Source organism: Streptococcus sp. DTU_2020_1001019_1_SI_AUS_MUR_006, assembly GCF_032340315.1.
GTDB lineage: Bacteria > Bacillota > Bacilli > Lactobacillales > Streptococcaceae > Streptococcus.
Genome location: NZ_CP135436.1, coordinates 1305316 through 1329497 on the forward strand (window position 1 = coordinate 1305316; position 24182 = coordinate 1329497).

Consider the following 24182-nt stretch of genomic DNA (forward strand, 5'->3'; position numbering starts at 1 on the left):
TTGGCTCAATTCCTAGTTTATTCTTTGTTATACTTAGAGCTCTTCTTTTAAGTGGTTCGTCCCACGATGCTAGGCGAGTCTTCACAAAAATACGGGGAAACCCAAAAAATCATAGGAGGTGCATAATGAGCACATACGCAATTATCAAAACTGGCGGAAAACAAGTTAAAGTTGAAGTTGGTCAAGCAGTTTACGTTGAAAAATTGAACGTTGAAGCTGGTCAAGAAGTTACTTTTAACGAAGTTGTTCTTGTTGGTGGTGAAAACACTGTTGTCGGAACTCCACTTGTTGCTGGAGCTACTGTAGTTGGAACTGTTGAAAAACAAGGAAAACAAAAGAAAGTTGTTACTTACAAGTACAAACCTAAAAAAGGTAGCCACCGTAAACAAGGTCACCGTCAACCATATACTAAAGTTGTCATCAACGCAATCAACGCTTAATTTTAAGGAGAACACATGATACAAGCAGTCTTTGAGAGAGCCGAAGATGGCGAGCTGAGGAGTGCGGAGATTACTGGACACGCCAAAATTGGCGAAAACGGCTTTGACGTCGTGTGTGCATCGGTTTCTACGCTTGCCACTAACTTTGTCAATTCTATTGAGAAATTTGCAGGCTATGAACCAATCTTACAATTAAACGAAGATGAAGATGGTTATCTAATGGTGGAAATTCCTAAAGATATCCCTTCACATCAGAGAGAAATGACTCAGTTGTTTTTTGAATCATTTTTCTTAGGAATGGCAAACTTATCGGAGGACTCTTCTGAGTTCGTCCAAACCAGAGTTATCACAGAAAACTAACACGGAGGAAAACATTATGTTAAAAATGACTCTTACTAACATGCAACTTTTCGCCCACAAAAAAGGTGGAGGTTCTACATCAAATGGACGTGATTCACAAGCGAAACGTCTTGGAGCTAAAGCAGCTGATGGACAAACTGTAACAGGTGGATCTATCCTTTACCGTCAACGTGGTACACACATCTATCCAGGTGTAAACGTTGGACGTGGCGGAGACGATACTTTGTTCGCTAAAGTTGAGGGCGTAGTACGCTTTGAACGTAAAGGTCGCGATAAAAAACAAGTTTCTGTTTACCCAATCGCAAAATAAAAAGGTCCAGTGAACCTTTTTATCCCGAGCCTTGAAATGTAAAGGTGAGGAAGCTAGAAGTAGCATTAAATAAGGCTTTCCGAGTTTTCGGAGAGCCTATTTTTTTATCCCAAAAGAATATAAGAAATTAAAACCCTGTTAATTCGTATTTTATATATAAAACAAAGTATGAAAGCGCATCTCAATTTTAAGACTTTTTGGCAAATTAAGAGTATAATCAAAGTGTGTTACATTTTTATAAGATAACAAGCTAATATAATAAAGTTCAGCTTGCATATTTTTAAAATTTTATTTCAAGGAGGAATAATGGAAAAGTATTTTGGTGAAAAACAGCAGCGTTTTTCATTTAGAAAATTATCAGTAGGACTTGTATCTGCAACGATTTCAAGTTTATTTTTTATGTCTGTATTAGGTAGTTCATCTGTAGAGGCTCAAGAGACTAAAGGTGTTCACTATAAATATGTGACAGAGTCAGAGCTATCATCAGATGAAAAGAAGCAGCTTGTCTATGATATTCCGACATACATGGATAATGATGATGAGACTTATTATCTTGTTTATAAATTAAATTCCCAAAATCAACTGGGAGACTTACCAAATACTGGAAGTAAGAATGATATGCAAACCCTAGTTACAGGTGCTAGCTTAGCGGCTCTGGGAATTTTAATTTTTGCCGTTTCTAAGAAAAAGGTTAAGAATAAAACAGTATTACATTTAGTATTGGTTGCAGGAATAGGAAATGGTGTCTTAGTTTCAGCTCATGCTTTAGAAAATAATCTCTTACTGAATTACAATACTGACTATGAATTAATCTCAGGAGAAAAATTACCTCTTCCTAAAAATATTTCAGGTTACACTTATATTGGATATATCAAAGAGGGAAATATAACTTCTGAATCTAAAGTGAGCAATCAAGAGAAATCAGCAGCCACTCCTACAAAACAACAAAAGGTGGATTATAGTGTTATACCGAATTTTGTCGAGAATCCATCAACAGTACAAGCTATGCAGGAACAAACACCTGTTTCTTCAACTAAGCCGACAGAAGTTCAAGTAGTTGAAAAACCTATCTCTGCAGAATTAACCAATCCAAGAAAAGAAGAGAAACAATCTTCAAATTCTCAATCACAATTAGCAGAACATAAGGATGTACAAGCTGGAGCTTTGATAACAGACAAAGGCACCCCAGAAGTCCAACCCGTCTTGCCAGAAGCTGTGGTAAGTGATAAAGGCAAACCTGAAGTTCAACCTGCGTTATCCGAAGCAGTAGTAAATGATAAGGGCGAACCTACAGTCCAACCTGCCTTACCAGAAGCTGTAGTAACCGACAAGGGAGAGCCTGCGATCCAGCCAGAGTTACCAGAAGCAGTTGTATCCGATAAAGGAGAACCAGCAGTCCAACCCGCCTTGCCAGAAGCTGTGGTAAGTGATAAAGGCGTATCGGAAGTTCAACCTGCGTTACCAGAAGCAGTAGTAACAGACAAAGGCGAATCTGAAGTTCAACCAACGTTACCAGAAGCAGTTGTAACTGACCAGGGCGAACCAGCGGTCCAGCCAGAATTACCCGAAGCAGTTGTTACAGACAAGGGTGAGGCAGAAGTTCAAGCAACGTTGCCGGAAGCAGTAGTAAGTGACAAGGGTGAGCCTGCAGTCCAACCCGCCTTGCCAGAGGCTGTTGTAAGTGATAAAGGCGTACCGGAAGTTCAACCTGCGTTACCAGAAGCAGTTGTTACTGATAAAGGAGAACCGGAAGTTCAACCTGAATTGCCAGAAGCTGTTGTAACCGATAAAGACAAACCGGAAGTTCAACCTGAATTGCCAGAAGCAGTTGTAAGCGATAAAGGAGAACCAGCAGTCCAACCCGCCTTACCAGAAGCAGTTGTGACTGACAAAGGTGAGCCTGAAATTCAGCCTGAATTACCAGAAGCAGTTGTAAGCGCCAAAGGTGAACCGGAAGTTCAACCTGAATTGCCAGAAGCTGTAGTAACTGACAAGGGTGAGCCTGCGGTCCAACCAGAGTTGCCAGAAGCTGTTGTTACTGATAAAGGTGAACCTGCGGTCCAACCAGAGTTGCCAGAGGCTGTAATAACCAACAAGGGTGAGCCTGCGATCCAGCCAGAGTTACCCGAAGCAGTTGTAAGTGATAAAGGTGAACCCGCAGTTCAGCCTGAATTGCCAAAAGCAGTTGTAACCGATAAAGGTGAACCGGAAGTTCAACCTGAATTGCCCGAAGCTGTTGTAAGCGATAAAGGCGAACCTGCAGTCCAACCCGCCTTGCCAGAAGCTGTAGTAAGTGACAAAGGTGAACCTGAAGTTCAACCTGAATTGCCCGAAGCAGTTGTAAGCGCCAAAGGTGAGCCGGAACAGGTAGCCCCACTTCCAGAATACACTGGTAATATTGATCAAGTAAAGCCGGATATTCCGACTGAAAAAACGAAAGAACAGGATCCAGAAAAAACACTCGAATTAAGAAATGTTTCGGATATTGAGTTGTACAGCCAGACGAATGGGACTTATAAACAACATATCTCATTGGATGGAATTCCAAAGAATACGGATAATTACTTTGTCAAGGTAAAATCTTCGGCATTTAAAGATGTCTATCTGCCAGTCGCCTCAATAACTGAAGAGGAAAGAAATGGTCAGTCAGTTTATAAAATTACAGCTAAGGCTGAGAAACTCCAGCAAGAACAGAACAATAAATATGTCGACCATTTCACCTTCTACCTCGATAAGAAGTCTAAAGAGGAAAATACAAACTTTACTTCCTTTAGTAATCTGGTCAAAGCTATAAACCAAAATCCCTCTGGAACCTATCATTTAGCAGCTAGCCTGAATGCTAACGAAGTGGAGCTTGGTTCTGATGAAAAATCCTATATCAAGGGCACCTTTACTGGTCATTTGATTGGAGAAAAAGATGGTAAGAAGTATGCTATCTATAATTTGAAAAAACCTCTGTTTGAAAACTTGAGTGGTGCTACAGTAGAAAAACTGAGTCTAAAAAATGTTACTATTTCAGGGAAAAATGATATTGCTTCACTGGCAAATGAAGCTCAGAATAACACAAAAATTAAGCAAGTTCATGTGGATGGTGTACTCGCCGGTGAACGTGGTATCGGTGGTTTGTTGGCTAAGGCAGACCAATCAAGCATCACAGAGAGTAGTTTCAAGGGAAGAATTGTCAATACCTATGAAACAACTGCTGCCTATAATATCGGTGGCCTGGTCGGTCATTTAACAGGAAAAAATGCGTCTATTGCTAAATCCAAAGCGACAGTAGCCATTTCATCCAACACCAATAGTTCAGATCAGACTGTTGGTGGGCTAGCAGGTCTAATAGACCAAGATGCGCATATACAGGATAGCTATGCTGAAGGTGATATCAATAATGTCAAGCACTTTGGTAGAGTCGCGGGTGTAGCAGGATATTTGTGGGATCGAAAAACAAATGAGGAACAGCATGCAGGAAGATTGACCAATGTACTAAGTGATGTCAATGTAACCAACGGGAATGCCATTACCGGTTACCACTACAATGGAATGAAGGTGAAGGACACATTCAGCAGCAAGGTGAACAGAGTATACAATGTCACCTTGGTTAGGGATGAAGTCATCAGCAAAGAATCCTTTGAAGAAAGAGGAACAATGCTAGATGCTTCTGAAGTGACTAATAAAAAAGCAGAAATCAATCCTCTCACTCCTCCAACAGTGGAGCCCCTTTCAACAAGTGGTAGTAAAGAAAGTGATTTTTCTAAGGTGAAGCATTATCAAGCTAACCGTGCTTTGGTTTATAAGAACATTGAAAAATTGTTACCTTTCTATAACAAGGCGACCATCGTGAAATACGGAAACCTGGTCAAGGAGAACAGTCTCTTATATCAAAAAGAACTCTTGTCCGCAGTTATGATGAAGGATGACCAAGTAATCACAGATATTGTTTCTAACAAACAGACTGCAAATAAACTCTTACTTCACTATCAGGACCATTCATCTGAGAAGCTCGATCTCAAGTACCAGACTGATTTTGCCAAGCTAGCAGAATATAGTTTAGGGGATACAGAACTCCTCTACACTCCAAATCAATTCTTGTATGACCAAGACTCTATCATTAAGCAAGTCTTACCTGACTTACAAAAGGTTGACTATAAGTCGGATACTATCAGAAAGACACTCGGAATTTCTCCAGATGTCAAGCAAACTGAGCTCTATCTGGAAGACCAGTTCGCCAAAACAAAACAAGATTTGGCAAACAGTTTGAAAAAACTTTTATCAGCAGATGCTGGACTTGCTGGTGACAACTCAGTTACCAGAGGCTATCTTGTAGATAAAATCAAGAACAATAAGGAAGCCTTACTACTCGGTTTAACTTATTTAGAACGTTGGTATAACTTTAGCTATGGTCAAGTGAATGTCAAAGACCTATTTATGTATCATCCGGACTTCTTTGGTAAAGGAAATACTTCACCACTAGATACTCTGATTGAGTTAGGTAAATCTGGCTTTAACAATCTTCTTGCTAAAAACAATGTCGATACTTATGCTATCAGTCTTGCCAGCCATCATGGAACGACAGATTTGTTTAGCACGTTGGAAAATTACCGAAAAGTCTTTCTACCAGACAAAACCAATAATGACTGGTTTAAATCACAGACCAAGGCTTACATTGTCGAAGAAAAATCCAATATCGAAGAGGTGAAAACGAAGCAAGGACAGGCTGGTACCAAGTATTCTATCGGTGTCTACGACCGTATCACTAGTGCCACATGGAAATACCGCAATATGGTACTACCTCTACTTACTCTTCCTGAAAAATCTGTATTTGTCATCTCGACCATGTCTAGTCTAGGATTTGGAGCTTATGATCGCTACCGCAACAGCGATTATAAGGCTGGAGATGAACTCAATAAGTTTGTTGAAGATAATGCGCGTGAAACAGCCAAACGTCAGCGAGATCACTATGATTATTGGTATCGCATTTTAGATAAAGAAGGACGAGAAAAACTCTATCGTACAATTCTACTTTATGATGCCTATAAGTTTGGAGATGATAGAACCTCTGGAAAAGCTACAGTTGAGGCTCAGTTTGATAGTACCAATCCGGCGATGAAGAATTTCTTTGGTCCAGTGGGTAATAAAGTAGTTCACAATCATCATGGTGCTTATGCAACTGGAGATGGCGTTTACTATATGTCCTATCGTATGTTAGATAAGGATGGAGCCATTACTTATACTCATGAGATGACCCATGATTCAGATCAGGATATTTACCTTGGTGGCTATGGTCGAAGAAGTGGCTTGGGACCTGAGTTCTTCGCAAAAGGCTTATTGCAAGCTCCTGACCAACCAAGTGATGCAACTATTACCATCAACTCTATCTTGAAACATAAAATATCAGATAGTACAGAAGGCCAGCGATTACAAGTACTTGATCCAACTACAAGATTTAATAACGCAGCAGATCTTCAGAACTACGTCCACAATATGTTTGATGTCGTTTACATGTTGGAATATCTCGAAGGGCAATCTATCGTGAAACAGTTAGATGCTTATCAGAAAATGACGGCCCTGAGAAAAATCGAGAATAAATACGTAAAAGATCCTGCAGATGGAAATGATGTTTACGCTACTAACGTTGTACAAAATCTGACAGAAGAAGATGCCAAAAAATTGACTACTTTTGATAGTTTGATTACAAATAATATCTTGTCAGCTCGTGAATATAAGTCTGGGGAATATGAAAGAAACGGTTACTATACGATTAAACTCTTCGCCCCAATCTATTCGGCTCTGAGCAGTAAGGGAACTCCGGGTGATTTGATGGGACGTAGGATTGCTTATGAACTTCTGGCTGCCAAAGGCTTTAAGGATGGAATGGTACCTTATATCTCAAACCAATACGAAGAAGATGCCAAACAAAACGGTAAAATCATCAATCTCTATGGTAAAGAACGAGGATTGGTGACAGATGATCTTGTTTTGGAAAAGGTATTTGAAGGGAAGTATTCTTCTTGGGCGAATTTCAAGAAAGCTATGTACCAAGAACGGGTGGATCAGTTTAGAAACTTGAAGCAGGTTACCTTCAACGATCCAACTAAATCTTGGGCAAGTTTTGCAAGAAAGACGATTCATAGTGTAGAAGAACTGCAGCGATTAATGGACGAAGCTGTCCGTAAGGATGCAGATGAGAATCGTTATTCTTGGGACAACTATAATCCAGAATATGATAGTGCAGTTCATAAGTTAAAGAGAGCAGTATTTAAGGCCTATCTAAATCAAACTGATGATTTTAGAAGTTCAATTTTTAATAATAAAAAATAGTGTTTCCTATTAGGAAATAAAATTAAAGAAGGTGATTATGCTTGTCATTATTTAAAAAAGAACGATTTTCGATCCGAAAAATCTGTGGGATTGTTGGTTCATTTTTACTCGGAAGTATCTTGGTTGCACCGTCAGTCATTCATGCTTCTACCTATCATTACATTGAAAAAAGCGCTCTTACAAAGGAAGAACAAAGCAAGATTCAAGCAGGAATTCCTACTGATAATGAGGTAACTTATGCTCTTATTTATCAGCAGGAAACTCTTCCTGCGACAGGTTCATCGACTTCTGTGCTTACAGCTTTAGGTCTATTAGCTGTTGGTAGTTTCGTTCTTTTGGTTCATAAAAAGAAAAAAGTTAGTAGTTTGTTCTTAGTTACTACTATCGGACTGATTAGTCTTTCTAGTATGCAAGCTCTCGATATAAGCAATCCTTTGAAAGCTCCAAGTAATGAAGGAGTAGTTCAAATTGCTGGATATCGTTATATTGGATACTTACCTCTTGATGATGATGCAATCTCAGAAATTCAACATAAAGCTGAGGGGACAAAAAATGTTCCAGTATCTGAAATTCAAAGTATCCCTAATGAAGCGCCTAAAGCAGACAAACCAGAACATACAGCACCAGTTGGTGGTAATCTGGTTGAGCCCGAAGTTCATGAAAAACCAGGATACACTCAACCTGTGGGGATGGTTCCTGACGAAGCACCTAAAGCAGACAAACCAGAATATACTAAACCAGTTGGCACAGTGCCTGACGAAGCACCTAAATCAGAGAAACCAGAGTACACTGCACCAGTAGGCACAGTCCCAGACGATGCTCCTAAATATGAGAAGCCTGACTATACGCAACCAATAGGTACAAACCTTGTAGAACCGGAAGTTCAACCAGCGTTGCCGGAAGCTATTGTGACTGACAAAGGCGAGCCGGAAGTTCAACCGGCATTACCCGAAGCTGTTGTGACTGACAAAGGCGAACCGGAAGTTCAACCAGCGTTACCCGAAGCTGTTGTGACTGACAAAGGCGAACCGGAAGTTCAACCGGCATTACCAGAAGCTGTTGTGACTGAAAAAGGTGAGCCGGAAGTTCAACCAGCGTTACCCGAAGCTGTTGTGACTGACAAAGGCGAGCCGGAAGTTCAACCAGCGTTACCCGAAGCTGTTGTGACTGAAAAAGGTGAGCCGGAAGTTCAACCAGCGTTGCCGGAAGCTATTGTGACTGACAAAGGCGAGCCTGAGGTTCAACCAGCCGTACCCGAAGCTGTTGTGGCTGACAAAGGGGAACCTGAAGTTCATGAAAAACCAGCATACACTGAACCGGTAGGCACAGTTCCAGAAGAAGCACCCAAGTCCGAGAAGTCAGAATACACGGAACCTGTAGGTACAACAGGAGTAGATGAAAATGGCAACTTGATTGAGCCGCCTGCTATCGACATTCCAGAGTATACTGAACCAATATCTACAGTTTCAGAAGTTGCACCAGAAAGAGAAGAGTTGCCTTCTCTACATACCGATATTCGTACAGAGACTATTCCTAAAACTATCACAGAAGAATCCGATTCTAGCAAATTTATAGGTGATGATTCTATTAAACAAGTTGGTGAGGATGGCGAACGTCAAATTGTTACTAGCTATGAAGAGTTACATGGCAAAAAAATCAGTGACCCAGTTGAAACAGTAACTGTGTTGAAAGAAATGAAGCCTGAAATTCTTGTAAAAGGTACCAAAGAAAAGCCCAAAGAAAAAACGGCTCCTGTTTTGACTCTGACCACTGTATCTAAGGATGTTTTAGCTAAGTCTGCTACAATTAACTACAATCTAGAAAATCAAGACAATGCTACAATTACACGCATTGTAGCGACTATCAAAGAAGGTGGAAAAATTGTAAAAACGCTTGATTTAAAAACCGATAACTTATCTCAAGTATTAGAGAACTTAGACTATTACAAAGATTATACGATTTCAACCACTATGACTTATGATGTAGGTAAGGGTGCAGAAGTATCGACTTTGGAAGATAAACCTTTACGCTTAGATTTAAAGAAAGTTGAGTTGAAAGATATTGCAAATACCAGTCTCGTACAAGTAAACGAAAGCGGTGTCGAAAGCGATAGTAATCGTTTAACCTCTCTTCCAAGTAATGTTAACAACTATTACTTAAAAGTAACCTCCAGAGAAAACAAAGTGACTCGTTTAGCAATTGATAAGATTGAAGAGGTCATTGAGGAAGGTAAGCAGCTTTACAAGATAACGGCAAAAGCACCTGACTTAGTTCAACGTGATAAAGACGGTAAGTTAAGAGATACTTACACTTATTATCTTGAAAAACCGAGGGCTACCGAGGATAAGGTTTATTACAACTTCCATGATTTAGCAAAAGACATGCAAGCAAATCCTACCGGTGAGTTTAAACTTGGTGCAGATTTGAATGCAGTTAACGTTAAGCCAGCAGGTAAAGCTTATGTTATGGCTAAGTTTAGAGGTACTTTATCAAGTGTAGAGAATCATCAGTACACGATTCATAACTTAGAAAGACCTTTGTTTAATGAGGCTGAAGGTGCTACACTCAAAAACTTTAACTTAGGTAATGTAAATATCAATATGCCTTGGGCTGATAAAGTTGCACCTATTGGTAATATGTTTAAGAAGTCTACACTTGAGAATATCAAAGTAGTAGGTTCAGTAACAGGAAATAACGATGTAACCGGTGCTGTTAATAAGTTAGACGAAGCTAATATTCGCAATGTAGCTTTTATTGGCAAGATTAACAGTCTTGGAGATAAAGGCTGGTGGTCTGGTGGACTTGTCAGCGAAAGTTGGATAAGTAACGTTGATAAAGCTTACGTTGATGCTAAGATTAGTGCCAATAAATCTAAATATGGTGGTTTAATTGGTAAACTAGATCATGGTATTGACTCGATGACAGTAGGTAAAAAAGGATTTCTCCGAAATGCTGTAATAAAAGGTACTATGAATTTGATTCAGCATGGCGAAAGTGGAGGTGTAATTCATAACAACTTTAACTGGGGTGTTATTGAAGACGTCGTAACAATGCTTAAAGTAAATAATGGTGAAATTGTCTATGGTTCACCAGCCTTGAATGATAATGACCAATATTTTGGATTAGATAATATCAAACGTGTAAATTATGTAAATGGTGTTGCAAGTGGTTTATCTTCCTACAAACATTCAAATCGTATTACTGGTATCTCTCAAGCAGAAGCAGATGCTAAAATCGCTAAGATGAATATCACAGCCAACACCTTTACTATTCAAGATCCTGTCGTAAACAAGTTAAATCGTATCATCGATAGAGATTCTGATTATAAAGCGATTCAGGACTACCAAGAAACAAGAAACCTAGCTTATCGAAACTTGGAAAAACTGCAACCATTTTATAACAAAGAGTGGATTATAAACCAAGGGAATAAGTTAACAGATGATTCCAATCTTGTTAAGAAAACTGTTCTGTCTGTAACAGGTATGAAAGCAGGGCAATTTGTCACTGATTTATCAAGTGTGGATAAAATCATGATTCACTATGCCGATGGAACCAAAGAAGAATTTGGGGTATCTGCGGTTTCGGACTCTAAGGTAAAACAAGTCAAAGAATATAATGTAGATGGTTTAGGTGTAGTTTACACTCCTAATATGGTTTATAAGAACAGAGATTCCTTGATTACGAAAGTTAAAGAGAAGTTGAGTTCTGTTGCTTTAGACTCTGCTGAGGTTAAAGCTATTACAAATAACCCTTCATCTCTATACCTAGAAGAAAGCTTCGCTGAGGTTAGAGAGACGTTAGATAAGTTAGTGAAGTCCTTGTTAGAAAATGAAGACCATCAACTGAACAGTGATGAAGTGGCTGAGAAGGCGCTTCTCAAGAAAGTTGAAGATAATAAAGCTAAGATTATATTAGCCTTGACTTATCTAAATCGTTATTATGGTATCGACTATGATGGCTTGAACTTTAAGCATTTGATGATGTTTAAACCAGACTTTTATGGTAAAACACCAAGTATTTTAGATTTCTTGATTCGTATAGGTTCAGCAGAAAAGAATTTAAAAGGAGATAGAAGTTTAGAAGCTTATCGTGAAGTTATTGGTGGTACTATTGGAAAAGGTGAATTAAATGGCTTGTTAGGCTATAACATGCGTTTATTCACTAAGTACACCGACTTAAATGACTGGTTTATTCATGCTGCAAAGAACGTTTATGTTTCTGAGCCTGAGACGACTACAGAGGATTTCAAAGACAAGCGCCATCGTATCTATGACGGTTTGAACAATGACGTGCATAGTCGCATGATTTTACCGTTACTCAACTTGAAGAAAGCACATATTTTTGTCATTTCTACTTACAACACGTTGGCATTCAGTTCTTTTGAAAAATATGGGAAGAATACGGAAGAAGAACGAAATGCTTTCAAAGAGGAGATAAACAAAGTAGCGAAAGCTCAACAAAGATATTTAGACTTTTGGTCTCGTTTAGCTTTACCAAAAGTTCGTAATCAGCTCTTGAAGAGTCAAAACTCCGTACCAACGCCTGTTTGGGATAATCAAAATTATAGCGGTATTAAGAATGCTAGTCGCCGTGGTTATGGTTCAGATGGCAAGGTTGCAACTCCTATTCGTGAGCTATTTGGCCCAACTGATCGTTGGCATCAAGTTAACGGAGCGATGGGAGCGATGGCAAAAATTTATGAACGTCCATGGAAAGATGATCAGGTTTACTTCATGGTAACTGACATGATTAGTCAGTTTGGTATTTCAGCCTTTACACATGAAACAACTCACATAAACGACCGTATGGCTTACTATGGTGGAGATTGGCATCGTGAAGGTACTGACTTAGAAGCCTTTGCTCAAGGTATGTTACAAACCCCTGATAAATCTACTCCGAATAGTGAGTATAAAGCTCTGGGTATCAACATGGCTTATGAGCGTAAAAATGATGGTGAGCAGTACTACAATTATGATCCAGCTAAGTTAGACAGTCGAGACAAAATTGATAGTTATATGAAAAACTACAATGAGTCTATGATGATGTTAGATTACTTAGAAGCTACTGCCGTTATTAAGCAGAAGTTATCTGATAACTCTAAGTGGTTCAAGAAGATGGATAAAGAGTGGCGTACAAATGCGGATAGAAATCGTTTAATTGGAGAACCACACCAGTGGGACAAATTACGTGATTTGACGGAAGAAGAGAAGAAATTACCAATTGATAGCATTGACAAGTTGGTAGATAATAACTTTGTAACTCTTCATGGTATGCCAAATAACGGTCGCTTCCGTACGGAAGGTTTTGATAGTGCTTATCAAACGGTCAATATGATGGCAGGTATCTTTGGCGGGAATACGAGTCGAAGCACCGTAGGTTCTATTTCCTTTAAACACAATACTTTCCGTATGTGGGGTTACTATGGTTATGAGAACGGCTTTATCCCTTATGTTTCTAACAAGTTAAAAGGTGATGCCAACAGAGAAAATAAAGGGCTTTTAGGTGATGATTTCATTATCAAGAAAGTTTCTAATAATCAATTCCAAAACCTCGAAGAGTGGAAGAAACATTGGTATCATGAAGTGTATGCGAAAGCACAGAAAGGCTTTGTTGAGATTGAAGTAGACGGTTCTAAGATTTCAACTTACGCTCAACTTCAAAACTTATTTAACACTGCTGTTGAGAAAGACTTGAAAGAAGGTGGTTTCAAGCATACCGAAGGCCTCAAGTGGAAAGTTTATAAGAAATTATTACAAAACACAGATGGTTTCTTAAATCCATTGTTTAAAATATAAAAGGGACAAGTTTTTTGGCTCTTTGTCAACTGTAGTGGGTTGAAGAAAAGCTAATCTCGAGAAAGGACAAATTTCGTCCTTTCTTTTTTGATGTTCAGAGCGATAAAAATGCGTTTTTTGAAGTTTTCAAAGTTCTGAAAACCAAAGGCATTGCGTTTAATAAGTTTGATTAGATTATTAGTGGCTTCCAGTTTGGCGTTAGAATAGGGTAGTTGAAGAGCGTTGACAATTTTCTCTTTGTCCTTTAGAAAGGTTTTAAAGACAGTCTGAAAAAGAGGATGAACCAGCTTTAGATTGTCCTCAATGAGTCCAAAGAATTTCTTCGGCTCCTTATTCTGAAAGTGGAAAAGCAAGAGTTGATAGAGATGATAGTGGTGTTTCAAGTCTTCGGAATAGCTCAAAAGCTTGTTTAGGATTTCCTTATTGGTTAAATGCATACGAAAAGTAGGGCGATAAAAACGTTTATCACTCAGTTTACGACTATCCTGATTGATTCATAATTTGGACACGCACACGACTCATAGCACGGCTTAGATGTTGTACAATGTGAAAGCAATCCAGAACGATTTTAGCGTTTGGGAGTGAAACAGTCTCGTAGACTGTTTCAGCCTGAGCCTAGAAATTCGAAAGCGAAGTTGTCTAGTCAAGTCATAATAAGGGATAAACATATCCATAGTAATGATTTTGACGCGACTTCGGACAGAACTCTCATATTTAAGAAAATGATTTCGGATGATAGATTGTGTTCTACCTTCCAGAACTGTGATGATGTTGAGATTGTCAAAATCTTGAGGGTAATTTCTCAAAGTAACTTCCACTTTCCTGACCAAAGTGGAAATTAGTCTAAAACGGATTTTTATGGTGGAATTAAGTGTGAGACGTTTGTTAATTATTTTATAGGATTGGCTATTAGTAAGAAATATGGTATAATATAGGGTGAGACCTTCTTAATAAATAGTGAAAGAGTATAAAATGAAAAAAATTGTCATTAACGGCGGGAGACCATTGAAAGGTGAAATTACAATCAGTGGTGCTAAAAATAGTGTCGTTGCCTTGATTCCTGCCATTATTTTATCAGATGATGTTGTGATTTTGGATTGTGTTCCAGACATCTCTGATGTAGCTAGTCTTATTGAGATTATGGAAATCATGGGAGCTAGTGTCAAGCGTTATGACGATGTTCTTGAGATTGATCCTCGTGGTGTTCAAAATAAACCAATGCCTTATGGTAAAATTAATAGCTTGCGTGCGTCTTATTATTTCTACGGTAGTCTTTTAGGACGTTTTGGTGAAGCAACTGTAGGTTTGCCTGGAGGGTGTGACCTAGGGCCACGTCCGATTGATTTGCATTTAAAAGCATTTGAAGCTATGGGAGCTAAGACAACCTACGAGGGAGATAATATGAATCTCTCAACCCAAGGATCAAGTCTACATGGTGCGCATATCTATATGGATACTGTTAGTGTTGGTGCAACAATCAATACGATGCTAGCAGCAGTAAAAGCTAAAGGTCGAACAGTTATTGAAAATGCTGCTCGTGAACCTGAAATCATTGATGTGGCTACATTATTAAACAATATGGGAGCTCACATTCGTGGCGCAGGTACGGATATGATTACTATTGATGGTGTAGATAGCCTTCATGGAACACGTCACCAAGTCATCCCAGACCGTATTGAAGCAGGTACTTATATTTCAATGGCTGCTGCAGTAGGCCATGGGATTCGAATTAATAATGTACTTTATGAGCATTTAGAAGGATTTATTGCTAAACTTGAAGAAATGGGTGTTCACATGACTATTTCTGAAGACAGTATTTTCGTCGAAGAGCAAACAAATCTAAAGGCTGTTAATATCAAAACAGCTCCTTATCCAGGTTTCGCAACAGATCTTCAACAGCCTATTACTCCTTTGCTATTAAAAGCAGAGGGGCGTGGAACATTGATTGACACCATTTATGAAAAACGTGTCAACCATGTTTTCGAGTTGGCAAAAATGAATGCAGATATCTCCACAACAAACGATCACATCATTTATAAAGGAGGCAATCCTTTACACGGTGCAAATGTCAAGGCGACAGACCTACGTGCAGGTGCAGCACTGGTGATTGCTGGTTTGATGGCTGAAGGAAGAACGGAGATTACCAATGTTGAATTTATCCTTCGAGGCTACTCAAATATTATCGAGAAATTACGGAACCTCGGAGCAGATATTGAACTAATCGAAGAGTAATCTTAGAGGATTAATATGAATATCTGGACAAAATTAGCAATGTTTTCTTTCTATGAGACGGAACGATTATATTTCCGTCCCTTCTTTTTTGCCGACGCTGCTGACTTTCATGCTCTAGCATCTGATCCGGAGAATCTACAATTTATCTTTCCAGTTCAAGCCAGTCTTGAAGAAAGTCAATATGCCCTTGCCAACTATTTTATGAAGTCACCTTTGGGAATCTGGGCGATCTGCGATAAGAAGGATGAGAAGATGATTGGTTCCATCAAGTTTGAGAAACTTGATGAGATTAAGAAGGAAGCGGAAATTGGCTATTTTTTAAAGAAAGAGTATTGGTCTAAGGGATATATGACAGAAGCGGTAACTAAGTTATGTGAACTGTCAATGGATCAATTTGGCTTAAAGCAATTATCAATCGTAACGCATTTGGAAAATAGTGCTAGTCAGAAGGTAGCGCAAAAGTCAGGTTTTAGTCTTTATCGTCGCTTTAAAGGCAGTGATCGCTATACCCGAAAGATGCGAGATTATCTAGAATTCCGCTATACTAAAGGAGATCTGAATGAGTAAACATCAAGAAATTTTAGCTTATTTAGAAGAATTACCAGTCGGAAAACGGGTCAGTGTTCGAAGTATTTCAAATAGGCTGGGAGTGAGTGATGGTACAGCTTATCGTGCTATTAAAGAGGCTGAGAACAGAGGTTTGGTTGAAACCAGACCACGCAGTGGAACAGTTCGGGTAAAATCTAAAAAAGTAGCAATTGAAAAATTAACCTTTGCAGAGATTGCAGAAGTCACAGGATCAGAAGTTTTGGCAGGTCAGGATGGGTTAGATAGAGAATTTAGCAAATTTTCCATCGGTGCCATGACTGAAAAGAATATTCTATCCTATCTTCACGATGGTGGACTCGTCATTGTTGGAGACAGAACGCGAATCCAATTATTGGCACTTGAAAACGAAAATGCCGTTCTAGTAACAGGTGGATTTGAAGTTCACGAAGATGTTTTAGAATCTGCCAATAAGAAAAATATCCCAGTTTTACGTAGTAAACACGACACATTCACGATTGCGACCATGATTAACCGAGCCTTGTCAAATGTTCAGATTAAGACAGACATTTTGACGGTTGAAAAAATCTATCGTACTAGTCATGAATATGGATTTCTACAGGAAACGGATACTGTCAAAGATTATCTAGACTTGGTTCGTAAGAATAGAACGAGCCGTTTCCCTGTTATTAATCAGCATCAGGTTGTTGTTGGTGTAGTTACTATGCGTGATGCTGGGGATAAATCACCTGGTACAACGATAGATAAGGTCATGACAAGGACAGTCTACATGACTGGTTTAGCTACGAATATCGCTAACGTTAGCCAGAGAATGATTGCTGAAGACTTTGAAATGGTGCCTGTTGTTCGTAGCAATCAAACCTTACTTGGTGTTATTACTAGACGGGATGTCATGGAAAAGATGAGCCGCTCTCAAGTTTCAGCATTACCAACATTTTCAGAACAGGTTGGTCAGAAGTTATCTTACCACCATGATGAAGTCGTCATTACGGTTGAACCATTTATGTTGGAAAAAAATGGAGTCCTTGCAAATGGAGTTCTTTCAGAAATTTTGACCCATATGACGCAGGATCTGGTCGTGAATAGCGGACGTAATCTCATCATTGAACAGATGTTGATTTACTTTTTACAGGCTGTTCAGATTGATGATATCTTGCGAATTCAGGCTAGAATTATTCATCATACGAGAAGGTCAGCTATTATTGACTATGACATTTATATCAATCATCAAATCGTATCAAAAGCAAATGTTACTGTAAAAATTAATTAGAAACTAGGAGAAAACATGATTACATTAAAATCAGCTAGAGAAATCGAAGCAATGGATAAGGCTGGCGATTTTCTTGCCAGTATTCACATCGGTTTGCGTGACATCATCAAACCAGGTGTAGATATGTGGGAAGTAGAAGAATATGTGCGTCGTCGTTGTAAAGAAGAAAATTTCCTCCCTCTTCAAATTGGTGTTGATGGGGCAATGATGGATTATCCATACGCAACTTGTTGTTCGCTTAATGACGAAGTAGCCCATGCTTTTCCACGCCACTATATTTTGAAGGAAGGCGATTTGCTGAAGGTAGATATGGTTCTTGGTGGGCCAATCGCTAAGTCTGACCTCAATGTTTCTAAACTAAATTTTAACAACGTTGAGCAGATGAAAAAATATACTCAAAACTTTACGGGCGGCTTGGCAGATTCTTGTTGGGCTTACGCTGTTGGAAAACCATCAGAAGAAATTAAAAACTTGATGGATGTTACCAAAGAAGCTATGTATAAGGGAATTGAGCAGGCTGTTGTAGGAAATCGTATTGGAGATATTGGAGCTGCTATTCAGGAATATGCTGAAAGTCGTGGTTACGGAGTTGTTCGTGATCTTGTAGGACACGGAGTTGGTCCAACTATGCATGAAGAACCAATGGTGCCTAACTATGGTATCGCAGGTCGTGGTCTCCGCCTTCGTGAAGGCATGGTCTTAACCATTGAGCCTATGATCAATACAGGTGATTGGGAAATCGATACAGATATGAAAACAGGCTGGGCACATAAAACTATCGACGGTGGTCTATCATGTCAGTACGAGCATCAGTTTGTTATTACAAAAGATGGGCCTGTAATTTTGACAAGTCAAGGTGAAGAGGGAACTTATTAATCAAAAAAGGAGCTGAGCTCCTTTTTTTGATTCTCTCAAGTTGAAAATAAATTTACGTAGCAGATATCTTACAAACGTTTTCTTTTATAGTAAAATAAAAGATGACTATATGAAAGAAGGTTCTTAATTGGAAAGTATTTTATTTTTTATTTCTGTCTTTATAGCTGGGGTCTTGTCATTCTTTTCTCCCTGTATCTTTCCCTTGTTACCAGTCTACGCAGGTGTTCTGCTAGATGATCAAGAGGAGTCAAAGACATTTCGTTTTTTGGGTAAAGATGTTGCCTGGTCAGGATTGATTCGTACCCTCTGTTTTATTGCGGGTATCTCTCTCATTTTCTTTATTCTTGGATTTGGAGCAGGATTCCTTGGGAATTTACTTTATGCTGACTGGTTCCGTTATGTCATGGGAATCATGATTATTATACTGGGATTGCATCAGATGGAAATTCTTCATCTACAAAAATTAGAGGTACAAAAAACAGTAACATTTAATCAAAAACAGTCTAGCAAATATTTGTCGGCCTTTTTACTGGGTATCAGCTTCAGCTTTGGCTGGACTCCATGTATAGGTCCAGTTTTAAGTTCTGTTTTAGCACTGGCTGCCTCAGGAGGAAATGGAGCTCTTCAGGGGGCCTTATTAACCCTCATTTACACTCTCGGAATGGCACTTCCATTTTTAGTTCTGGCCTTGGCGTCAGGTCTTGTCATGCCTTATTTTAGTAGAATCAAATCCCACATACTTTTATTGAAGAAAATTGGTGGTTTATTGATCGTTCTCATGGGAATTTTATTAATGTTGGGACAGTTAAATGTTTTATCTGGAATATTAGGATAAAAGGAGTTATCTATGAAAAAAATTATCTATTTTGGACTTAGTTTCTTGTCTCTCTTTCTTCTGATTGCTTGTGGCAAGGAAGAGAAAAAATCAAGTCAAGAAAATCCAACGACTAAGACACAGCAGCAAACAACTGTGAAGCAAGTAGCAATTGGAGCAGAAGCACCTGATTTCACCCTTCAATCTATGGATGGAAAAGAAGTGAAATTATCTGATTTTAAAGGTAAAAAAGTTTATCTTAAATTTTGGGCATCTTGGTGTGGACCATGCAAGAAGAGTATGCCAGAATTGATGGAGCTTGCTGCTAAGGAAGATCGTGGTTTCGAAATTTTATCTGTCATTGCGCCAGGGCTTCAAGGTGAAAAAACTGTAGATCAATTTCCAAAGTGGTTTGAAGAACAAGGTTATAAAGATATCCCCGTTTTATATGATACAAAAGGAGCTGTTTTTCAAGCCTATCAAATTCGAAGTATCCCTACAGAGTATCTAATTGATTCACAGGGTAAAATTGCTAAGATTCAATTAGGTGCGATTAGTAACGCAGATGCAGAAGCAGCTTTTGCTCAAATGAAATAAAGTAATGAAATATAAAAATGTCTAGACAAATCGTCTAGACATTTTTTCTAACTTAAATTAGTTTTTTGAAGCTGCTTGGAATTCAGGGTTTTTCCAAGCTTCATCAATAATAGCTTGTAATTCTTTAGCTGAAGCTTGCATTTTTTGAGTTTCAGCATCGTTCAATGGGATGTTAACTGGACGAACGATACCGTGTGCACCAACGATAGCTGGTTGACCGATAAAGACGTTTTCAACTCCGTATTGACCTTCTTGGAATACTGAAAGTGGAAGAACAGCATTTTCATCATCAAGGATAGCTTTTGTAATACGAGCAAGGGCTACTGCGATACCATAGTATGTTGCACCTTTTTTGTTGATGATTGAGTAAGCAGCATCACGAACTGAGATGAAGAGTTCTACAAGGTCAGCTTCATCCAAGTCACGGTTAGCTTGCAACCATTGTTCCAATTTTACACCGGCAACGTTAGCGTGTGACCAAACAGCAAACTCAGAGTCACCGTGTTCACCCATGATGTAGGCGTGAACTGAACGAGCATCAACGCCGATTTTTTCAGCAAGTGCTTGACGGAAACGAGCTGAGTCAAGTGAAGTACCTGAACCGATAACACGTTCTTTAGGGAAACCTGAGAATTTCCAAGTTGAGTAAGTCAAAACGTCAACTGGGTTAGCTGCAACAAGGAAGATACCGTCGAAACCAGAAGCAACAACTTGTTCAACGATTGATTTGTTGATAGCAAGGTTTTTACCAACAAGGTCAAGACGAGTTTCACCTGGTTTTTGTGGAGCACCAGCAGTGATAACTACAAGGTCAGCGTCCGCACAATCTTCATACTTAGCTGCATAAATTTTCTTAGGTGAAGTAAAAGCAAGCGCGTGGCTAAGGTCTTCAGCATCACCAACAGCTTTTTCAAACAATTGAGGAATTTCAATGATACCAAGTTCTTGTGCAATTCCTTGGTTAACAAGAGCAAAAGCGTATGATGATCCTACGGCACCGTCACCGACAAGGATAACTTTTTTGTGTTGTTTAGTTAATGTCATTTGTCTAAACATCTCCTTCATTTTTTAAGGGCTTCCCCTGTTTAGTTTCATTCTATCACTTTTAAATAGCTTTGTCACGGATATAACATCCACTTAGCCATGTAAACGTTTTAGTCGGATTGGAAGACTGAAATCTAGGTCAAACTATGGTATAATATATCTAGTTACTAATAGTGAAATGAGGCATTTGTTAATGCAAGATAAAAATTTAGTGAATGTCAATCTGACAAAGGAGATGAAGACCAGCTTTATCGACTACGCCATGAGTGTTATCGTATCGCGGGCCCTTCCTGATGTTCGAGATGGGTTGAAACCAGTTCATCGCCGCATTCTATACGGTATGAACGAATTGGGTGTGACACCAGATAAACCTCATAAGAAATCTGCCCGTATTACAGGGGATGTCATGGGTAAATACCACCCACACGGTGACTCATCTATCTACGAAGCTATGGTTCGTATGGCGCAATGGTGGAGTTACCGTTACATGCTTGTAGATGGGCATGGGAACTTTGGTTCCATGGATGGTGATGGTGCTGCCGCGCAACGTTATACCGAAGCACGTATGAGTAAGATTGCTCTTGAAATGCTTCGTGACATCAATAAAAATACCGTTGATTTTGTTGATAACTATGATGCCAATGAACGTGAACCTGTTGTTTTACCAGCTCGTTTTCCAAATCTTTTGGTCAATGGAGCTACAGGTATCGCTGTTGGTATGGCGACCAATATTCCACCACATAACTTGGGTGAAACCATTGATGCGGTTAAGTTGGTTATGGATAATCCAGAAGTTACAACCAAGGAATTAATGGAAGTTCTTCCAGGTCCAGACTTCCCAACTGGTGCCCTTGTTATGGGGAAATCAGGTATTCATAAGGCCTACGAAACTGGTAAAGGATCGATTGTGCTTCGTTCTCGTACTGAAATCGAAGAAACTAAGACTGGTCGCGAACGTATCGTTGTAACAGAATTTCCATACATGGTTAATAAGACCAAAGTCCATGAACATATTGTGCGTTTAGTTCAAGAAAAACGTATCGAAGGTATTACAGCTGTTCGTGACGAATCTAACCGTGAGGGTGTTCGCTTTGTTATCGAAGTGAAGCGTGATGCTTCTGCCAATGTTATCTTGAACAACTTGTTCAAGATGACTCAAATGCAAACTAGCTTTGGATTTAACATGCTAGCTATCCAGAATGGTGTACCAAAGATTCTCTCACTTCGTCAAATCTTGGATGCTTATATTGAGCACCAAAAAGAAGTGGTGACTCGTCGTACTCAATTTGACAAAGAGAAAGCTGAAGCGCGTGCCCACATCTTAGAAGGTTTGTTGATTGCTCTGGACCATATTGATGAAGTTATTCGCATTATTCGTGCCAGTGAAACGGATGCAGAAGCCCAAGCTGAATTGATGAGCAAGTTCAAACTATCTGAACGTCAAAGTCAGGCAATTCTTGATATGCGTCTCCGTCGATTGACAGGTTTGGAACGTGACAAGATTCAGTCAGAGTATGATGAGCTTATTGCCTTGATTGCTGACTTGGCAGACATTCTTGCAAAACCAGAACGTGTAGCGCAAATCATCAAGGAAGAATTGGATGAGGTCAAACGTAAGTTTGGCGATCCACGTCGTACTGAGTTGATGGTTGGTGAAGTCTTGACTCTTGAAGATGAAGACTTGATTGAAGAGTCTGATGTTCTCATCACTCTATCAAATAAAGGTTACATCAAACGTTTGGACCAAGACGAATTTACAGCTCAAAAACGTGGTGGACGTGGCGTTCAAGGAACTGGAGTTAAGGACGATGACTTTGTGCGTGAATTGGTTTCAACCAGCACTCATGATCATTTGCTATTCTTTACTAATAAAGGACGTGTTTATCGTCTTAAGGGATATGAAATTCCAGAATACGGTCGTACAGCCAAAGGTTTGCCAGTTGTCAATCTTTTAAAACTAGATGAAGGTGAAAGCATTCAAACCATTATCAATGTTGAATCAGAACGTAGTGATGATGCTTACCTCTTCTTTACAACTCGAGCAGGTATTGTTAAGAGAACCAGCGTTAAAGAATTCGCAAACATTCGTCAAAATGGTTTGAAAGCCTTGAATCTGAAAGATGAGGATGAGTTGATTAATGTCTTACTAACTGAAAAAGATACGGATATCATCATCGGAACCGAATTAGGTTATGCAGTTCGTTTCAATCAGTCTTTAGTTCGTAGTATGAGTCGTATCGCCACTGGTGTAAAAGGGGTAAACCTTCGTGAAGGTGATGCAGTAGTAGGAGCGAGAGTGATTACTGATCAAGATGAAGTCCTTATCATTACTGAGAAAGGATACGGTAAGCGCACAGTTGCGACTGAATACCCAACAAAAGGTCGTGCTGGTAAAGGAATGAAAACAGCTAATGTTACCGAGAAAAATGGTCCTCTGGCTGGTCTCTTAACAGTAAAAGGGGACGAAGATCTGATGATTATCACTGACACAGGTGTTATGATTCGAACCAATGTTGCCAATATTTCACAAACGGGACGTTCAACTATGGGAGTAAAAGTGATGCGTCTAGATCAAGATGCTAAGATTGTGACTTTTACAAGTGTTGCAGCAGCAGAAAAAGAAGAAGTTGGGGCAGAACAGGAAACAGAAAGTGAAGCATAATGTCTAAAAAAATTAATAAAAAGAAAAATAAACGAAAAAATCTGTTGATCAATATATTGGCAGGATTTCTGATACTACTATCAATCGCTTTGATTTTTAACGCTAAAATCCGTGATATCTTTATGGTTTGGAATACTAATAAGTACCAAGTTAGTCAGGTATCAAAAGAAAAATTAGAAGAAAATCAGGACACAGAAGGAAATTTTGATTTCGATTCAGTAAAGGCAATCTCATCTGAAGCGGTTTTATCCTCCCAGTGGGATGCCCAACAACTCCCTGTTATTGGAGGAATTGCCATTCCTGAAGTAGAGATTAATTTACCTATCTTTAAAGGCTTGGATAATGTGAATTTGTTCTATGGAGCAGGAACCATGAAACCAAATCAAAAAATGGGAGAGGGAAATTATTCTCTCGCTAGTCACCATATTTTTACAGCTGAAAATGCCAGTCAGATGCTCTTTTCACCTTTGGTCAATGCTAAAGAAGGGATGAAAATTTATTTGACTGATAAGGAAAAGGTTTATACCTATGTCATTCGTGAAGTCAAACACGTTACACCTGACCGCGTTGATGAAATAGAAGACCGTGAGGGAATCAAAGAAATTACTTTGGTAACCTGTGTAGACTATAATGCCACAGAACGGATTATCGTGAAGGGTGATTTCAAAGAAGTGAAACCTTATGCAGAAACTCCATCAGATGTCTTAGAAGCCTTTAATAAGCCTTATAAGCAAAGATATTAAGAGATAAGATTATTAAAAAAGGTTTGCTAGTATTAGCGAACCTTTTTCTTGTCAATTTCAGAAAATAGATAGGAAAAAGACTTTTCAATTTTGGTAAAAAGTAGTATAATGTTTCTATTATAGAAATTTTTAGAAAATTCCGAAAGAGGTTTGT

General features: G+C 39.0%; 14 protein-coding genes, 1 pseudogene and 1 other annotated feature (1 of these 16 running past the window's edge). Of the genes and pseudogenes, 13 read left to right on the forward strand and 2 right to left on the reverse strand.

The genetic code is table 11. From position 1 onward, the window contains the following. Window positions 1-91: a sequence feature (ribosomal protein L21 leader region), on the forward strand; it begins 89 nt to the left of the window's first position. A 34-nt stretch (window positions 92-125) separates the two neighbouring features. The 5 genes from rplU to RRU92_RS06340 all read left to right on the forward strand — a co-directional run bounded on the left by rplU (window position 126) and on the right by RRU92_RS06340 (window position 13223). Continuing rightward, entirely contained in the window at window positions 126-440 is a 315-nt protein-coding gene (rplU, locus tag RRU92_RS06320; RefSeq protein ID WP_000109141.1) for a 50S ribosomal protein L21, read from the forward strand. Window positions 441-455: 15 nt separating this feature from the next. After that, a complete protein-coding gene (locus RRU92_RS06325) occupies window positions 456-800 on the forward strand; it encodes a ribosomal-processing cysteine protease Prp (RefSeq protein WP_075229048.1) in 345 nt (114 codons plus the stop codon). Between the two features lie 16 nt (window positions 801-816). Beyond that, window positions 817-1110 (forward strand): 50S ribosomal protein L27, encoded by a 294-nt coding sequence (rpmA, locus tag RRU92_RS06330; protein WP_075229047.1) that lies wholly within the window; start codon window positions 817-819, stop codon window positions 1108-1110. A 306-nt stretch (window positions 1111-1416) separates the two neighbouring features. Then, window positions 1417-7428 (forward strand): ZmpA/ZmpB/ZmpC family metallo-endopeptidase, encoded by a 6012-nt coding sequence (locus tag RRU92_RS06335; protein ID WP_315639000.1) that lies wholly within the window; start codon window positions 1417-1419, stop codon window positions 7426-7428. Between the two features lie 41 nt (window positions 7429-7469). Beyond that, window positions 7470-13223 carry an SIALI-17 repeat-containing surface protein gene (locus RRU92_RS06340; protein WP_315639002.1) on the forward strand — a complete coding sequence of 1918 codons (5754 nt, stop codon included), beginning with the start codon at window positions 7470-7472 and terminating at the stop codon, window positions 13221-13223. Between the two features lie 50 nt (window positions 13224-13273). Here RRU92_RS06340 and RRU92_RS06345 read toward each other — a convergent pair. Next, a pseudogene (locus RRU92_RS06345) lies at window positions 13274-14014 on the reverse strand (transposase); the annotation flags it as partial. 181 nt (window positions 14015-14195) lie between these two features. Here RRU92_RS06345 and RRU92_RS06350 point away from each other — a divergent pair. From RRU92_RS06350 to sdbB, 6 genes are all read left to right on the forward strand, one after another. Beyond that, on the forward strand, window positions 14196-15455 hold the full coding sequence (locus RRU92_RS06350) for a UDP-N-acetylglucosamine 1-carboxyvinyltransferase (protein ID WP_315639003.1): 1260 nt from the start codon (window positions 14196-14198) through the stop codon (window positions 15453-15455). A gap of 15 nt (window positions 15456-15470) precedes the next feature. After that, complete coding sequence (locus RRU92_RS06355; protein ID WP_315639005.1) at window positions 15471-16022, forward strand: GNAT family N-acetyltransferase; 552 nt, start codon at window positions 15471-15473, stop codon at window positions 16020-16022. Then, window positions 16015-17292, forward strand: a complete 1278-nt coding sequence (gene spxR / locus RRU92_RS06360; RefSeq protein WP_315639006.1) for a CBS-HotDog domain-containing transcription factor SpxR — start codon at window positions 16015-16017, stop codon at window positions 17290-17292. Before RRU92_RS06355 ends, spxR begins: the two co-directional genes overlap by 8 nt. A gap of 15 nt (window positions 17293-17307) precedes the next feature. Continuing rightward, window positions 17308-18168: a methionyl aminopeptidase gene (locus RRU92_RS06365; RefSeq protein ID WP_248034388.1), complete on the forward strand. Its 861-nt coding sequence runs from the start codon at window positions 17308-17310 to the stop codon at window positions 18166-18168. A 127-nt stretch (window positions 18169-18295) separates the two neighbouring features. After that, window positions 18296-19003 carry a thiol-disulfide oxidoreductase-associated membrane protein CcdA2 gene (gene ccdA2, locus RRU92_RS06370; RefSeq protein WP_281334904.1) on the forward strand — a complete coding sequence of 236 codons (708 nt, stop codon included), beginning with the start codon at window positions 18296-18298 and terminating at the stop codon, window positions 19001-19003. Between the two features lie 12 nt (window positions 19004-19015). Further along, a complete protein-coding gene (gene sdbB, locus RRU92_RS06375) occupies window positions 19016-19579 on the forward strand; it encodes a thiol-disulfide oxidoreductase-associated lipoprotein SdbB (protein WP_281334903.1) in 564 nt (187 codons plus the stop codon). Between the two features lie 57 nt (window positions 19580-19636). Here sdbB and RRU92_RS06380 read toward each other — a convergent pair whose 3' ends face one another. Next, window positions 19637-20623, reverse strand: a complete 987-nt coding sequence (locus RRU92_RS06380; RefSeq protein ID WP_000176425.1) for an L-lactate dehydrogenase — start codon at window positions 20621-20623, stop codon at window positions 19637-19639. A 193-nt stretch (window positions 20624-20816) separates the two neighbouring features. On the opposite strand from RRU92_RS06380, the gene gyrA reads away from it, so the two are divergent. Together gyrA and RRU92_RS06390 are read left to right on the forward strand one after the other, a co-directional pair. Continuing rightward, window positions 20817-23285 carry a DNA gyrase subunit A gene (gene gyrA / locus RRU92_RS06385; RefSeq protein ID WP_315639007.1) on the forward strand — a complete coding sequence of 823 codons (2469 nt, stop codon included), beginning with the start codon at window positions 20817-20819 and terminating at the stop codon, window positions 23283-23285. Then, window positions 23285-24028, forward strand: coding sequence for a class A sortase (locus tag RRU92_RS06390; RefSeq protein WP_075232433.1), 744 nt, complete (start codon window positions 23285-23287; stop codon window positions 24026-24028). Before gyrA ends, RRU92_RS06390 begins: the two co-directional genes overlap by 1 nt. Window positions 24029-24182 lie beyond the last annotated feature (154 nt).

Coding starts and splice junctions, on each gene's coding strand:
- rplU (WP_000109141.1), top strand. CDS start 126: ATGAGCACATACGCAATTATCAAAACTGGCGGAAAACAAGTTAAAGTT.
- RRU92_RS06325 (WP_075229048.1), top strand. CDS start 456: ATGATACAAGCAGTCTTTGAGAGAGCCGAAGATGGCGAGCTGAGGAGT.
- rpmA (WP_075229047.1), top strand. CDS start 817: ATGTTAAAAATGACTCTTACTAACATGCAACTTTTCGCCCACAAAAAA.
- RRU92_RS06335 (WP_315639000.1), top strand. CDS start 1,417: ATGGAAAAGTATTTTGGTGAAAAACAGCAGCGTTTTTCATTTAGAAAA.
- RRU92_RS06350 (WP_315639003.1), top strand. CDS start 14,196: ATGAAAAAAATTGTCATTAACGGCGGGAGACCATTGAAAGGTGAAATT.
- RRU92_RS06355 (WP_315639005.1), top strand. CDS start 15,471: ATGAATATCTGGACAAAATTAGCAATGTTTTCTTTCTATGAGACGGAA.
- spxR (WP_315639006.1), top strand. CDS start 16,015: ATGAGTAAACATCAAGAAATTTTAGCTTATTTAGAAGAATTACCAGTC.
- RRU92_RS06365 (WP_248034388.1), top strand. CDS start 17,308: ATGATTACATTAAAATCAGCTAGAGAAATCGAAGCAATGGATAAGGCT.
- sdbB (WP_281334903.1), top strand. CDS start 19,016: ATGAAAAAAATTATCTATTTTGGACTTAGTTTCTTGTCTCTCTTTCTT.
- RRU92_RS06380 (WP_000176425.1), bottom strand. CDS start 20,623: ATGACATTAACTAAACAACACAAAAAAGTTATCCTTGTCGGTGACGGT.
- gyrA (WP_315639007.1), top strand. CDS start 20,817: ATGCAAGATAAAAATTTAGTGAATGTCAATCTGACAAAGGAGATGAAG.
- RRU92_RS06390 (WP_075232433.1), top strand. CDS start 23,285: ATGTCTAAAAAAATTAATAAAAAGAAAAATAAACGAAAAAATCTGTTG.